This window comes from Pelomonas sp. Root1237 (genome assembly GCF_001425055.1).
GTDB lineage: Bacteria > Pseudomonadota > Gammaproteobacteria > Burkholderiales > Burkholderiaceae_C > Pelomonas.
Genome location: NZ_LMDK01000001.1, coordinates 161,436 through 174,604, shown reverse-complemented (window position 1 = coordinate 174,604; position 13,169 = coordinate 161,436). Strand labels below are relative to the sequence as shown.

The 13,169-nt window shown below is 69.4% G+C and carries 14 protein-coding genes; 7 read left to right on the top strand and 7 right to left on the bottom strand.

Going from position 1 to position 13,169, the window contains the following annotated elements; all coding sequences use genetic code 11:
- Positions 1-42: 42 nt before the first annotated feature.
- The 4 genes from ASC91_RS00805 to ASC91_RS00790 all read left to right on the top strand — a co-directional run bounded on the left by ASC91_RS00805 (position 43) and on the right by ASC91_RS00790 (position 2,464).
- A complete protein-coding gene (locus ASC91_RS00805; protein ID WP_056191139.1) occupies positions 43-426 on the top strand; it encodes a cupin in 384 nt (127 codons plus the stop codon).
- A gap of 12 nt (positions 427-438) precedes the next feature.
- Positions 439-819 carry a RidA family protein gene (locus tag ASC91_RS00800; RefSeq protein WP_056191137.1) on the top strand — a complete coding sequence of 127 codons (381 nt, stop codon included), beginning with the start codon at positions 439-441 and terminating at the stop codon, positions 817-819.
- Positions 820-968: 149 nt separating this feature from the next.
- Positions 969-1,328, top strand: coding sequence for a YkgJ family cysteine cluster protein (locus ASC91_RS00795; protein ID WP_056191135.1), 360 nt, complete (start codon positions 969-971; stop codon positions 1,326-1,328).
- Positions 1,325-2,464, top strand: coding sequence for an MBL fold metallo-hydrolase (locus ASC91_RS00790; RefSeq protein WP_056191133.1), 1,140 nt, complete (start codon positions 1,325-1,327; stop codon positions 2,462-2,464). The genes ASC91_RS00795 and ASC91_RS00790 overlap by 4 nt, the downstream gene beginning before the upstream one ends.
- Here ASC91_RS00790 and ASC91_RS00785 read toward each other — a convergent pair.
- The 4 genes from ASC91_RS00785 to ASC91_RS00770 all read right to left on the bottom strand — a co-directional run bounded on the left by ASC91_RS00785 (position 2,461) and on the right by ASC91_RS00770 (position 6,997).
- On the bottom strand, positions 2,461-2,814 hold the full coding sequence (locus ASC91_RS00785) for a hypothetical protein (protein ID WP_157280983.1): 354 nt from the start codon (positions 2,812-2,814) through the stop codon (positions 2,461-2,463). The genes ASC91_RS00790 and ASC91_RS00785 overlap by 4 nt on opposite strands.
- Before the next feature lie 5 nt (positions 2,815-2,819).
- Positions 2,820-3,269, bottom strand: a complete 450-nt coding sequence (locus tag ASC91_RS00780; protein ID WP_056191129.1) for a VOC family protein — start codon at positions 3,267-3,269, stop codon at positions 2,820-2,822.
- Positions 3,270-3,283: 14 nt separating this feature from the next.
- Positions 3,284-5,227, bottom strand: coding sequence for an alkyl/aryl-sulfatase (locus tag ASC91_RS00775; RefSeq protein ID WP_056191128.1), 1,944 nt, complete (start codon positions 5,225-5,227; stop codon positions 3,284-3,286).
- Positions 5,228-5,395: 168 nt separating this feature from the next.
- Positions 5,396-6,997: a GMC family oxidoreductase gene (locus ASC91_RS00770; protein WP_056192496.1), complete on the bottom strand. Its 1,602-nt coding sequence runs from the start codon at positions 6,995-6,997 to the stop codon at positions 5,396-5,398.
- A 96-nt stretch (positions 6,998-7,093) separates the two neighbouring features.
- Between ASC91_RS00770 and ASC91_RS00765 the strand changes: the two genes are divergently transcribed.
- Positions 7,094-8,008, top strand: a complete 915-nt coding sequence (locus ASC91_RS00765) for a LysR family transcriptional regulator (protein ID WP_082532315.1) — start codon at positions 7,094-7,096, stop codon at positions 8,006-8,008.
- Positions 8,009-8,136: 128 nt separating this feature from the next.
- Here ASC91_RS00765 and ASC91_RS00760 read toward each other — a convergent pair whose 3' ends face one another.
- On the bottom strand, positions 8,137-9,030 hold the full coding sequence (locus tag ASC91_RS00760) for a LysR family transcriptional regulator (protein ID WP_056191124.1): 894 nt from the start codon (positions 9,028-9,030) through the stop codon (positions 8,137-8,139).
- Between the two features lie 142 nt (positions 9,031-9,172).
- Between ASC91_RS00760 and ASC91_RS00755 the strand changes: the two genes are divergently transcribed.
- On the top strand, positions 9,173-9,931 hold the full coding sequence (locus tag ASC91_RS00755) for an SDR family oxidoreductase (RefSeq protein ID WP_235531761.1): 759 nt from the start codon (positions 9,173-9,175) through the stop codon (positions 9,929-9,931).
- Positions 9,932-9,945: 14 nt separating this feature from the next.
- Positions 9,946-10,845 (top strand): SDR family oxidoreductase, encoded by a 900-nt coding sequence (locus tag ASC91_RS00750; RefSeq protein WP_056191120.1) that lies wholly within the window; start codon positions 9,946-9,948, stop codon positions 10,843-10,845.
- On the opposite strand, the gene ASC91_RS00745 is transcribed toward ASC91_RS00750, so the two are convergent.
- The gene (locus ASC91_RS00745) at positions 10,842-12,029 is read right to left on the bottom strand and encodes a DUF4382 domain-containing protein (RefSeq protein WP_056191119.1); all 1,188 of its coding nucleotides are present in this window, start codon (positions 12,027-12,029) and stop codon (positions 10,842-10,844) included. The genes ASC91_RS00750 and ASC91_RS00745 overlap by 4 nt on opposite strands.
- Before the next feature lie 91 nt (positions 12,030-12,120).
- Positions 12,121-13,074 (bottom strand): LysR family transcriptional regulator, encoded by a 954-nt coding sequence (locus ASC91_RS00740; RefSeq protein ID WP_056191115.1) that lies wholly within the window; start codon positions 13,072-13,074, stop codon positions 12,121-12,123.
- Between the last annotated feature and the right edge of the window lie 95 nt (positions 13,075-13,169).

The window sequence follows — 13,169 nt, the reverse complement described above, 5'->3', positions numbered from 1 at the left end:
TTGCACACCGGCCCCGCACAATCGGCGCCAGGAGGCCGCCCGATGAAGTTCCTGCCCGATGAAACCTATGCCCTGCTCGACGCCAACGGCGGCATCCGCCAGGAGGTGGGCGGCCGCGAGTTCTGGAACCAGCCGCAAGAGGCCCTGGACGCACTGGGCAAGGACTGGCTGGTGTCGGAGTTCCTCTGCGACGCCGACTGGGGCAGCTGGGAGATGCATCCCCACGGCGAGGAGTTCGTCTACCTGCTGGACGGCGACATCGAATTCCTGATGGAGACGGCCGAAGGCGTTGCCACCGCCCAGCGCATCACCGACCGCGGCGCCGTCGTCGTGCCGCGCGGCGTCTGGCATACGGCCAAGGTGCTCCGGCCCAGCCGCATGTTTTTCATCACGATGGGCGCCGGCACCCAGCACCAACCCGCGTGAAGAGGACCTCCCATGCCCCGCGACATCGTCTACACCCCCAAGGCCGCCAAGCCGCCCCCGATGTACAGCCAGGCCGTCAAGGCGGCGGGGCTGGTCTTCGTGTCCGGCACGGCGCCGACAGATCCCGAGACCGGCCAGTTCGTCGGCACGACGGTGCAGGAACAGACCCGCCAGTGCCTGACCAACATCGCCGCCATCCTCGACGCTGCAGGCAGCGCCATGGACAGAATAGTCAGCGTCACCATCGTGCTGGCCGACGAGGACGACTTCGCCGGCATGAACGAGGAATATCTGCGCTGGTTCCCGGTCGACCCGCCGGCCCGCCAGGGCGCCAAGCTGCCGGCCCGCGTGCCGGGACTGAAAGTTTCGATCGCGGTGATTGCCGAGGCCTGAAATGACGCCCCTCGTCCAAGGCAGACCTTGGTCGGTCCCCCGAGGGGACGGCGATGCTTGCGGCGTTGAGCCGCAAGCACATCGCCAGAGCGGGCCGGCTAGGGAGCGGCCCGTCGCTCGGCCCGCAGAACACGGGACGGGCAACTACGATGGATGACGAACTCGACTGCCAGCGCTGCGGCGCCTGCTGCGCCGTGTTCCGCGTGTCCTTCTACTGGGCCGAGGCCGACGACGCGCCGAGCGGCACCGTGCCGGTGGCGCTGACACGGCCGGTTGGTTCCCTGCACCGCTGCATGGCTGGCACCGAGACTCGGCCGGTGCGCTGCATCGCATTGCGCGGCGAGGTGGGCCAGGAAGTGGGCTGCAGCATCTACGCCCAGCGCTCCAGCACCTGCCGCGGCGTGCAGCCCGGCGACAGCCAATGCCTGAAGGCGCGTGCGGCCCACGGCCTTGAAAGCCCGCGCCACGCCGCCATCTCGGCAGGTCTGCCCCAACACCTGCTGCCATGAAATCCCTCGGCAAACGCGCCACCGGCCTCCGTCTTGAACGCATGCGGGCGTCGCCGCGCTACCTGGCCACGGAGGCAGGCGAGGGCTTTCGCAACGTCCATCCCATCCAGCCGGGGCTGCGTGACCGCAGCGAGCGGCCATCGCTGGGCGATTTCATCTGCTCCGAAGGCCGCCGCACGCCCGCCGGCACCCTGCCCTCGGTCAATCCGCTGGACGCCTGGCTCAAGCCCACCGACACCGGCCTGCGCGCCACCTGGCTCGGCCACTCCACGGTGATGATCGAAATCGACGGCCTGCGTGTGCTGACCGACCCCGTCTGGGGCAAGCGCGCCTCACCTTCGCAACTGGCCGGGCCGAAGCGCTTCCAGCCCGTGCCGCTGGCCTTGAAGGCCCTGCCCAAGCTGGACGCCGTCGTCATCTCCCACGACCACTACGACCACCTGGACATGGGCACGGTCAAGGAGCTGGTGAAGCTGCAGGAGGTGCCCTTCATCACCTCGCTGGGCGTCGGCGCCCACCTGGAGGCCTGGGGCATCCCGGCGGAGCGCATCGTCGAGCTGGACTGGTGGGAGCACTGGCAGGCGCCGAACTCCGAACTGCGCATCCATGCGGCGCCGTCGCAGCATTTCTCGGGCCGCTCGCTGACCGACCGCAACGCCACGCTGTGGTCGTCCATCGTCATCGAGACGCCGAAACACCGCGTCTTCTTCAGCGGCGACACGGGCCTCACCAGCGAGTACGCGGCCATCCGCGAACGCTTCGGGCCCTTCGATCTGGTCATGCTCGAAGTGGGCGCCTTCCACCCGTCCTGGGGCGACATCCACCTCGGGCCTGAGAACGCGCTCAAGGCCTACCAGCTGCTCGGCGGCGGCGCCTTCCTGCCGGTGCACTGGGGCACCTTTTCATTAGCCCTGCATGACTGGGATGCACCGGCCGAGACATTGCTGGAACTTGGCCCGAAGCAGGGCGCCCAGCTGCTGATGCCTCGTCTGGGTGAGGCCGTGGAGCCGGCCAAGGGCGAGCCCGCGACGCCGTGGTGGCGCGAGGCCGATGCGCCGGCGCGCAAGAGCACCAGGCCGGCGGAGCCCCAAGACCCCGCCAAGATGCCCAAGGCCATGCCCTGGCCCTTGGATTAATTCGAGGAGCTGGCGGCTGAGCCGCTGCCTTCGACCTTGTTCGCCGTCTTGCGCACGGCATTGCTGGTGGCGTCGGCACCGCGCTTGACGCCGCTGGCCGCCGCATCCACACCGTGTGCGACACCGCGGGCGGCCGCACTGGCGCCCTTTTCCACGCCGCGCACCGTCGCCTTGGCGCCGCGCTCGATGCCGCTCGCCGCCGCGTGCACGCCACGGGCAACCCCGCTGGCCGCAGCCTGGGCGCCGCGCGTCACGGCGCCTTCGATCTTTTCGAGCGTTGACGGAGGTTCATCGGCCGCCATCGCGGGCGCACCGATCAACAGGCCGGCAAGTACCAGGGCAGGGGACATGCGCTTCACGAGTCTTCCAATCCGTGGGGAGGAGTGGCTGATTCTGCATGCAGCTCGCCGCCCCAGCTCGCCGGGTCCACATCGGCCACGCTCTGCGTGAAAACCCAGTGGTGGCCGGCGAAGTCGCGCACGCCGTATTGCCGCTCGCCGAAGGGGTAGGTTGTCGGCGCGCCGGCCGCCGCGGCGCCAGCCGCTGCCGCACGGGCGTGGTGGGCATCGACATCGGCCACTCGCACCATGACCGAGTGCGACGAACAGCTGTCAGGCGCCACCTCTCCCTGCTTGACCACCAAGGCGCCACCGCCCGGCACGCTCATCTGCACACGATGGTCGGCAATGCGCAGCCGCACCGCGAAGCCGAAGGCGCGACAGAGCCAATCGGCCGCGGCGTTGACGTCCGGATAGGCCAGTTCGGGCAGGACGGTCGCAGCGGGAATGGAGCGATTGGCTTGCATGCCCGCAGTTTGCGTCAGCGCGACACGATGGGAAAGGTGCCCGTCGCCTTGTCCATCAGGCTCAGGAAGCGGCCCAGGTCAATCTTGCTGCCACTCACCTTGACGTCGTCCGACAGCAGCAGGTCCTTGGCGCCCGCCGTGCCGGCCATCATGCGGACGAAAAAGGCCTGGGTCAGCGTCAACGTGGCGTTGGCATCCGCGGCCGGCTCGGCGCGGCGGTGGTGCAGCACGGCGTTCTCGATCCACAGCACATAGCTCTCCTTGGTGTCGGTCAGCACGAGGTTGATCTTGAAGTCCTTGCCCTCGGCGGCCGGGCCGTTGAGGCCGGCGGCCATGGCCTCGAGGAAGCGCTCGATGGGCGTCTGGGCCAGCATGTCAAGGAAGGCTGCGCGGTTGACGCCCTGCTTGGGCGCGCCACCGCGCAACTCGGCCGCGGCCGTCAGGTAGCTGTTGCGCCAGGTGGAGGCCTCGGCCACATAGCCGAGCTGGTCGTAGGCACGCGCCAGCAGCTCGCGCGCCGCCTTGTTGCCGGCATCGGCGAACACGACATGGTTCAGCAGCTCGGCAGCCCAGCGGTAGTCGCCCTGGTCGAAGGCCGTCTGCGCGGCGGCCACGGCCTTGTCGGCGCCGCCGGCCAGGGCCACATAGCGCTTGGCGACGTCCACCGGCGGCAGTGGGTCCAGGTGGGCGGGGTTGCCGTCGTAGGCGCCGAGGTAGAACTGGTAGACGGCCTTGACGTTGTGGCGCAGGTCGCCGTAGTAGCCGCGTGCGCCGAAGTGGCCCTGCAGCGACTTGGGCAAGCGGATCTGGTCGGCGATCTCGGCCGGCGTCAGGCCCGCGTTGACGAGGCGCACGGTCTGGTCGTGGGTGTATTTGTAGACATCGCGGTGCTTGGTGATGAAGTCGGCGATGCGGTCGTGCCCCCAGACGGGCCAGTTGTGCTGGCCGACATAGACCTCGGCATCGCCGAGCTGGTCCAGCGCGCCCTGCATGTAGGCGGCCCAGCGCAGCGCGTCGCGCACCTTGGCGCCGCGCACGGGCAGCAGGTTGTGCATGGTCTGCGCGAGGTTCTCGGCACCGCCGTAGACCTTGAGCGACGGCACCGAGAAGGTCATCTCCGCCGGCGCCTCGGCGCCGGGCACGTTGTGGAAGACGACGCGCACACCGTCCAGCACGCGCTCTTCGGTGGGTTGCGTGATGAGGTCGGTCGGCGCCAACACGCCGAAGCTGCCGTAGCCCACGGCCTTGCCCAGGCCGGTGTCGACCAGGCCCTTGGGCGAGCGTTCCAGGTTCTTGCCGAACTGGTAGGCGGAGCGTCGGCCCATGGCGGTGCCGACCATGACGTTCTCGCTGGTGGCCTCTTCCATGAAGCCAGCCGAAGCGATGACCGGCACGGTGCGCGCCTGCTCGGCCGTCAGCACGCCCAGAGCGCCGCCGAAATGGTCGATGTGGCTGTGCGAGAACAGCAGCGCGGTGACCGGTTTGTCACCCAGGTGTTTGCGGGCGAAGGCCATGGCCGCGCTCGCGGTCTCGCGGCAGGTCAGCGCGTCGACGACGATCCAGCCGGTCTTGCCCTCGATCAGCGTGATGTTGCCCATGTCGAAGCCGCGCAGCTGGTAGACGCCATCGACGACCTTGAAGAGGCCGATCTGCGCGTTGAGCTTGGCGTGGCGCCAGAGACTCGGATTGACGGTGGGCGGCGCCGCGCCATCGACGAACTTGAAGGCGTCGAAGTCGATCAGCACGCTGCCGTCGACCGCGAGGATCTTGCCCTCCGGGCGGGCGATGAGGCCGCGCTTGGCATCCTCGAAGCCCTGGGCCTCGTCCAGCGGCAGGGCCTGCGCGAACTGCGCGTTCGCCTGCGCCGTCGTCGCACTCGCGTCGCCGGAGGGCGCTGCGGTCTCACGGCTGCAGCCGGCGAGGGCCAGGACTGCGGCGATTACGGTCATCGTCTTCATTTCGTCTCCATTGAGCTATGGGCACGGTTTTCGGGCCGAGTGCAGGGCCGCTCCCAAGCCGGCCCGCCGTGGCGATGTGCTTGCCGGTCGATCCGGCAAGCATCGCCGTCCCCTCGGGGGACCGACTGGGCGCGCCCGCGTTCAGGGCGGCGCGGCTGGGCGAGGGGCTCAGACATCTTTGCGGATCATGTCGGCGGCCTTCTCGCCGATCATGATGGTGGGGGCGTTGGTGTTGCCGCCGACGATGGTGGGCATCACCGAGGCGTCGACGACGCGCAGGCCGCCGATGCCGTGCACGCGCAGCCTGTCGTCGACAACGGCCAATGGGTCGCGGCCCAAGGGGCCCATCCGGCAAGTGCCCACCGGGTGGTATTGCGTGTCGGCACGGGCGCGGATGTCGGCGGCCAGCGCCTCGGTGTCGTCGGCGCGCACCGGGTAGAGCATGTCGCCGCGCAGGCCGTCGAAAGGCTTGGACTCGATGAGGCGCTGCTGCAACCGGGCGCCCCTCAGCAGCAGCCGCATGTCGCGCTCGTCGCTGAGGAAGCGTGGGTCGATGCGCGGTGCCAGCTGCGGGTCGGGCCCGGCCAGCTCCACCGTGCCGCGGCTGTGCGGCCGCAGCACGTCGACATGGCAGGAAATGCCGTGGCCCCAGTGCAGCTTGCGGGCGTGGTCGTCGACGATGCCAAGCACGAAGACGAGTTGCAGGTCGGGCACGCTGACATCCGCCGAAGAGCGCAGGAAGGCGCCGGACTCGGCAATGCTGCTCGTCAGCAGGCCGGTGCGATGGCGCCGCCATTCGCCCACCGCCCGCGCCAGCCGCGCGCCGCCGCGCAGCGAGACGCCGAAGGTGGGCGTGTCCGAGCTGCAGCGCCAGGTCTGCACATAGTCGATGTGGTCCTGCAGGTTCTGGCCGACGCCGGGCAGGTCGTGCTGCACCTCGACACCCGTCTGCCGCAGGTGTGCGCCAGGCCCGATGCCCGAGAGCATCAGCAGCTGCGGCGAACCGAAGGCGCCGGCGCTGAGCAGGACTTCGCGGCGCGCACGCACGAAGCGGGATTGGCCGTGGACGCGGTAGTCCACGCCCACCGCGCGGCCATTGGCCAGGCGCAGCTTCGTCGCCTGCGCGTGGGTGATGACCTTGAGGTTCGGGCGGCCCAAATTGGGCGTCAGATAGGCCTTGGCGGCGCTGCAGCGCTCGCCGTTGACTTGCGTGACCTGGTAGACGAAAGAGCCGAACTGCTCGGCGCCGTTGTAGTCGCCGATATGGGGCACGCCTTGCAAGGCCGCAGCGGCCAGGAAGGTCTGGTTGATGGGGCTCGCGCTGCGCGGCAGCGTCACGTTCAACGGCCCGCCACGGCCGTGCAGCGGGCAGTCGCCGAACTGCTCGTTGTGCTCGGCGCGGCGGAAATAGGGAAGCACCTCGTCATACGACCAGCCGGCGTTGCCGAAGCTCGCCCATTGGTCGTAGTCGTGGCGGTGGCCGCGCACATAGAGCATGGCGTTGATGGAGCTGCTGCCGCCCAGGGTCTTGCCGCGCGGCTGGTAGCCGCGGCGGCCCATCAGGCCGGGCTGGGGCACGGTCTGGTAGGCGTAGTTGTTGATGCGCGTGGGCACCATGGCGACGACGCCGGCCGGCGCGTGGATGAGCACACTGCTGTCCGGCCCGCCGGTCTCCAGCAGGGCCACCGTCACGCCGGGGTCTTCGCTCAGGCGCGCGGCCAGCACGCAGCCCGCCGAACCGGCACCCACGATCACGTAATCGAACTCCACGGCGCTTGTCTCCTCCAACCTCTGAGCGGGCCGGGGAGCGAAGGATGAAAGCCGGCAGCCATTACGTCCAACGCATAATTAGTCGGCATTCATTGCGTGGAGCGCATAGTGAATTTGCGCCAGCTCTCCCACTTGATCGCTCTGGCCGACGAGGGCCGCTTCGTCGCCGCGGCGGAGCGCGTGCACCTGAGCCAGGCCGCCTTCAGCCGCAGCATCCAGGCCCTCGAAGCCCATTGGGGGCTGCGCCTGTTCGAGCGCGGGCCGCTGGGCGCGGTGCTGACGCCGGCCGGCCGCACGCTGGTGGAGCGCGCCCGCCGCCTCGTCTTCGACGCCGACTGCCTGGAGCGCGACGCCGACCTGCTGCGCGGCGGCCTGCTGGGCGACCTGGCCTTTGGCGCTGGCCCGGTGCCGGCCGCCGTGCTGGTGCCGCCGCTGCTGGCCGAGCTGCGCCGCCAGGCGCCCGGCGTCGTCGCCCGCGTGCGCTACGGCAATGTCGACAGCCTGCTGACCTTGCTCACCGACGAGGCCATCGAGTTCTTCGTCGCCGACCCGCGCATGCTGACCGACGCCAGCCGGCTGGAGATGGCGCCGGTAACGCGCATCCGCGGCGCCGTCTATGCCCGCGCGGGCCATCCGTTGTTGGACGCCACGACCGTGACAGCGGCCGACCTGGTGCACTACGGCCTGGCCATGGTGTCGGTGTCGCCGCAGCTGCAGGCCTATGTGGCCCAGGGCCTGGGCTTTGCAACGCCGGCCGAGCTGCCCGTCGTCGTCGAATGCGACGACCTCGTCACGCTGGCCCGGCTGGCGGCCGACGGCGACCTGCTGGCCGCGTTGCCGCGCGCCCTCCCCATCATCCAGACCCTGGGCCTGCAGCCCGTGCGCGGGCTCAAGACCATGAGCGATCTCTATGTGGACGCCCAAGCCGTCTGGCTGCGCGGCCGCACGCTGGCGCCGGCGGCGGAGACGGCGATCCGGCTGTTCAGGGCGGTGGCGGGGTCGGGTGGGTGACGAGGAGGCCCGCAGCGCCGAACCGCGTCCAGATGCTCACGACAGCGCCTCGATGCAGATAGGCAACCACGTCGGCCCCTAGGTCCACCGAGTGCAGCGATTCATAAGCGCTCACCGGTCAACGTCGCTCAGCCCGCCGCCGCCATCCGCTCCGCCAACCAATCCACAAACACCCTCACCCGCGACGACAGCTGGCGGGCATGGGGATACAGCACATAGACCGGCATCGGCGCCGGCTGCCAGTCGGCAAACACCTCGACCAGTTCGCCGCTCGCCAGTTCTTTCTCAAAGTTGTAGCGCGGCGCCTGCATGAAGCCCAGGCCGGCCAGGCAGCAGGCGCCATAGGCCGAAGCGCTGCTGACGGTGACGGGGCCGGGCAGGGTCAGGCTGTGCGCTTCACCGTCGACGATGAAGTCGAAGGGCAAAACTCGGCCGCTGCTGCCGATGTAGTTGACAGCCTGGTGGGTGCTGAATTCCTCCAGCGTGCGCGGCGTGCCGCGGCGGGCGAGATAGTCGCGGCTCGCACACGTCACCTGGCGCAGCTGGGCCACACGCCGGCCCACCATGGACGAGTCCTTGGGTTCGCCCGAGCGCAGCACGCAGTCCACGCCCTCGCGCACGAGGTCAACAAAGCGGTCGCCAAGGCCGATCTCCAGCTCGACGTCGGGGTAGCGGGCATGGAAGTCGCCGAGGTAGGGCAGCACGAAGCGCTGGGCCTGGTTGCCCTGCATGTCCACGCGCAGCTTGCCGCGCGGCTTGAGCTGGGCGCTGCGGAACAGGTCCTCGGCCTCGCCCACGTCCTGCAGGATCTGCTGGCAGCGCAGGTAGTAAGCCTGGCCGTCCAGCGTCGGGCTGACATGGCGCGTCGTGCGGTTGAGCAGGCGCACACCCAGGCGCACCTCCAGCTGCTGCAGGGCCAGGCTGACCGAGGCGCGCGGCAGCTGCAGCTCGTCGGCCGCCTTGGTGAAGCTGGCCAGGTCGACGATGCGCACGAAGAGGCGCATCGCATCGAGTCGGTCCATGGCCGTTTGGCTCCGATTGTTTATTTGGGTTGGATTGTGATGTCTTGTTCGTCTGATTTATCCGAAAGCGATCGAACAATACATTGAACTCACAGGGCCGCTCCTCGGTCCTGCCTTCCAACCCAACGACCTGGAGCACCCCGTGAGCAACACCACTTCTTCTTCCTCTTCCCCCGTCGCCATCGTCACCGGCGCCTCGCGCGGCATCGGCGCGGCCATTGCGCAGCGACTGGCGGCCGACGGCCATGCCGTCGTCGTCAACTACGCCGGCAATGCCGTCGAAGCGCAAAAGGTTGTCGATGCGATCGTGGACCGTGGCGGCCGTGCCATCGCCGTGCAGGCCGACGTGGCCGACGCGGGCGCCGCCAGGCTGCTGTTCGACGCTGCCACCGAAGCCTTCGGCGGCGTGGACGTGCTCGTCAACAACGCCGGCGCCATGGCCAACGAGCTGCCCCACCTCGCCGACACCAGTGACGAGACCTTCGACCGCCTCTTCGACATCAATGTGAAGGGCAGCTTCCTGGCCATGCGCGAGGCGGCCAGGCGCCTGCGCCAGGGCGGGCGCATCATCAATTTCTCGACCAGCGTTATCGGCCTGGGCCTGCCGGGCTACGCCGTCTACGCCGCCACCAAGAGCGCCATCGAGACCATGACCAACATCCTCGCCAAGGAGCTGCGCGGCAAGGCCATCACCGTCAACGCCGTGGCCCCCGGCCCGACGGCAACGAACTTGTTCCTGAACGGCAAGACGCCCGAGCAGGTCGAGCGCCTCGCCAAGATGGCGCCGCTCGAGCGCCTGGGCCAGCCCGAAGACATCGCGGCGATGGTCGGCGTGCTGGCCGGGCCGCAGGGCGGCTGGGTCAACGGCCAGACGGTGCGCGTCAACGGCGGCATTGTCTGAAGGAGGACAGCATCATGAGCAACCAACAACAAGTCATCCTCGTCACCGGCGCCTCCAGCGGCATCGGCAAGCTGAGCGCCCTGGCCCTGGCCACCGCCGGCCACACCGTCTACGCCAGCATGCGCGGCGTTGCTGGCAAGAACTCGGCCAAGGCCCGCGAGCTGCGCGACTGGAGCTTTGCCCGCGGGCTGGACCTGCGCGTCGTGGAGCTGGACGTGCTGTCGCAGCACAGTGCCGACGCGGCCGTCGCCACCATCGTGGCCGAGCAGGGCCGCCTGGACGTCGTCATGCACAACGCCGGCCATCTCGTCGTCGGGCCTACCGAGGCCTACACGCCGGAAGAGATCACCGCCGTCTTCAACACCAATGTGCTGGGCGCCCAGCGCGTCAACCGCGCGGCCCTGCCGGTGCTGCGGGAGCAGCAGCGCGGCCTGCTGCTGTGGATTGGCAGCACGACGACACGCGGCGGCTTCCCTCCCTTCCTGGGCCCCTATGCGGCAGCCAAGGCGGCCATGGACTCGCTGGCCGTGACCATGAGCTTCGAGCTGGCCCGCTTCGGCATCGAGACCAGCATCGTCGTGCCCGGCGCCTTCACCAGCGGCACCGACCATTTCGCCAACGCCGGCAAGCCGGCCGACGAGGCCAAGGCCGCGGCCTACGCCCGCTATGCCGGCCTGATGGACCAGATCGGCACGCGTCTGACCGCGCTGATGCCGCCCGAAGCCGACCCGCAGGCCGTCGCCGACGAGGTCGTGCGCGTCGTGGGCCTGGCGCATGGCGAGCGGCCCTTCCGCTCGGTCGTCGACTTCATGGACGACGGCGCGGCGGCGGTGACCGATGTGGCCGAGCGGGTGCGCGAGGACTTTGCCGCGCGCATCGGCATCGCCGACCTGCTCAGACCCACTATCGCCTAGAAGCCGAAGTTGACCGTCAGCGTGCCACCCGCCGTGACAGCCAACGGGCCGACGACCTTGACCGTGCCGTTGAGGCTTGCGTTGAAGGAGTAGGACAGGCCGGCCGTCACGTCCGCCGCAAAGACCAGGCTGGCCGGCGGCGCGGCATAGGGCGCCACCCAGGGCGGCGCGGCGGGCAGGGTCAGCTTGAAGGCGCCGGTCGTCGAGTCCGACATGGTCTCGGCGATGGTGATGATGCCACCGCTGGCCAGCTTCTGCGTCGCCGCGACGGCCGCCGTGTTGACCACCCCATCCACCATCACCGTGCCCGTGGCCTGGCCATCGATGGCCGGGGCGGGCGACAGCGGCGCGACGCTGGTGCTGACGGCTGTCACGGTATTCGCCGTCACCGGCACGCCGGTCACGACCATGGTGGCTCGGGCCGCGGACTTGATGACGAGGTCGTAGCTGCCCGGTGCCACCGGCGTGAGCACGAACTTGCCGCTGCTGTCCGGCGCGGTGGCCTTGAGCACGACGCCGCCCTGTTGCAGGCTGACCTGGGTGCCGCCATAGGCGACGCTCGCATCCACATAGCCGCTGACGCCCGACAGCAAGTTGGGCACGACGGCGACGACGGGCTTGAGCAGGTATTGGCCCGAGTTGCCGGCCGTGACGACGGACTTGCAGGCGTCGAAATCCAGCACGAAGTCGGCCATCTGGTTGGCTGCGATGTCGATGCTGGCATTGAGCTTGAGGCCACTCTGCTGGCCGCTGGGCGTCTTCAGCGCGACCTCGCTGCCGCCCGTGGGAACGACCGAGTTGGCCAGCGGCGTGGCGCCGCCGTTCTCGGCCAGCACCAGGCGCAACTGGGCGTAATGGCCCACCGCCAGCGGCGTCTGGCCCAGGCTGGCGAGCACGCCGTTTTGCAGCGCCAGCAGGTCAAAGCGCTGTGTCGGGCCCACCACCAGGTCCGTCCAGCCGGCGCCATCTTCGACGGCGTCGGCGCTGGCGTTGACGCGGACCTTCTGCACCGTCACATAGACATGATCGAAGCCGCAGGCCGGCGAATCGGTCAGGCTCAGAGCCAGCGTGCCCGAGGTGCTGTTCGAGGGCGTCGTGACAGGAGTGCCGGCATCGCCGCCACCACCGCCGCAAGCCGCCAGGGCGACGGCCGCCGCACATACGCCCAGAGTTCTGTAGCTCATGAGAGCCTCCAATTCAGATGCCCTCCCCGTCTGCAGTGTTGGCTTTCGCCGTGTGCCCAGGCTTTACCAATCGCGTCGGCTTGTTACCCGCTCAGCGGCGCTTGCGGGCGGCCGCAGCCAGCTCCTGAGCGCTGACCACCCAGGCCGGGTTGCCCACCACGCGCTCAACGACGAGGTCGATGAAGGCCCGCACCCGCGCCGGCTGGGCCACGCGGCTGCCGTAGTACAGGTACAGGCCAAGGTGGGCGCAGACATGCTCGGTCAGCAGCGGCACGAGCTGGCCGCTGCGGATCAGCGGGGCGGCAGTGGCGCCGACGAGCTGGCCGATGCACTGGCCGGCCACGACGGCATTGGCCTCCAGCTCGACGTCGTTGGTCATGAAGACCGAGGCGACGTCGCGCCCGACGATCTCGTCGCCCACCAGGAACTCCCAGGGCATGGGCTTGCCCGTGCTCGGGTGGCGAAAGCCGCTGCAGCGGTGCCGGGCCAGCTCGTCGATGCTTTGCGGTGCGCCATGGCGGGCGATGTAGGCGGGCGCGGCGCAGACGATCAGCTGCAGTGGCAGCAGGTGGCGGGCAATCAGGCCTTCGCCCGGCGGCGTGCCGGCGCGAAAGCCCACGTCGACGCGGTCCGCCACCCAGTCGCCGATGCGGTCGTCCAACTGCACATCGGGCTCGACGTCGGGGTGGCGGGCGCAGAACTCCTCCAGCACCGGCCACAGCACCGGCAGCATCAGCGAGCGCGAGGCCGTGACGCGCAGCGGCCCGGCAATGACGTCACGACCCAGGCGCGCGCCATGCAATGCGCGCTGCAGTGCTTGCAGCCCGGGCGCTGCGGCGCCGAGGAAGCGCTCGCCCTCCTCGGTCAGGCTGAGCCGACGCGTCGTGCGGTGGAAGAGGCGCACGCCAAGGTGGGCCTCCAGCTGCGTCAGCGCCTGGCTCGCCGCCTGCGGCGTGATGCCCTGGGCCACCGCGGCCTGGCGCAGGCTGCCCAGCTCGGCGGCCTTGGTGAAGGTGGTGATGGCGCGCAGTTCGTTGAAGGCCATTGTCAGGATTTACTTGCCAATCAATGAAGCGATTCTGGGCTAGTTGAAGATCAATCCCGATCCTAAATTTCGCTCCATCGGCCGATCCACCCTTC

Excerpts from the sequence above, each read along its gene's own strand:
- ASC91_RS00805 (WP_056191139.1), top strand. The coding sequence starts at position 43 with ATGAAGTTCCTGCCCGATGAAACCTATGCCCTGCTCGACGCCAACGGC.
- ASC91_RS00780 (WP_056191129.1), bottom strand. The coding sequence starts at position 3,269 with ATGCAAGCCAATCGCTCCATTCCCGCTGCGACCGTCCTGCCCGAACTG.
- ASC91_RS00750 (WP_056191120.1), top strand. The coding sequence starts at position 9,946 with ATGAGCAACCAACAACAAGTCATCCTCGTCACCGGCGCCTCCAGCGGC.
- ASC91_RS00760 (WP_056191124.1), bottom strand. The coding sequence starts at position 9,030 with ATGGACCGACTCGATGCGATGCGCCTCTTCGTGCGCATCGTCGACCTG.
- ASC91_RS00775 (WP_056191128.1), bottom strand. The coding sequence starts at position 5,227 with ATGAAGACGATGACCGTAATCGCCGCAGTCCTGGCCCTCGCCGGCTGC.
- ASC91_RS00790 (WP_056191133.1), top strand. The coding sequence starts at position 1,325 with ATGAAATCCCTCGGCAAACGCGCCACCGGCCTCCGTCTTGAACGCATG.
- ASC91_RS00795 (WP_056191135.1), top strand. The coding sequence starts at position 969 with ATGGATGACGAACTCGACTGCCAGCGCTGCGGCGCCTGCTGCGCCGTG.
- ASC91_RS00740 (WP_056191115.1), bottom strand. The coding sequence starts at position 13,074 with ATGGCCTTCAACGAACTGCGCGCCATCACCACCTTCACCAAGGCCGCC.
- ASC91_RS00800 (WP_056191137.1), top strand. The coding sequence starts at position 439 with ATGCCCCGCGACATCGTCTACACCCCCAAGGCCGCCAAGCCGCCCCCG.
- ASC91_RS00785 (WP_157280983.1), bottom strand. The coding sequence starts at position 2,814 with ATGTCCCCTGCCCTGGTACTTGCCGGCCTGTTGATCGGTGCGCCCGCG.
- ASC91_RS00745 (WP_056191119.1), bottom strand. The coding sequence starts at position 12,029 with ATGAGCTACAGAACTCTGGGCGTATGTGCGGCGGCCGTCGCCCTGGCG.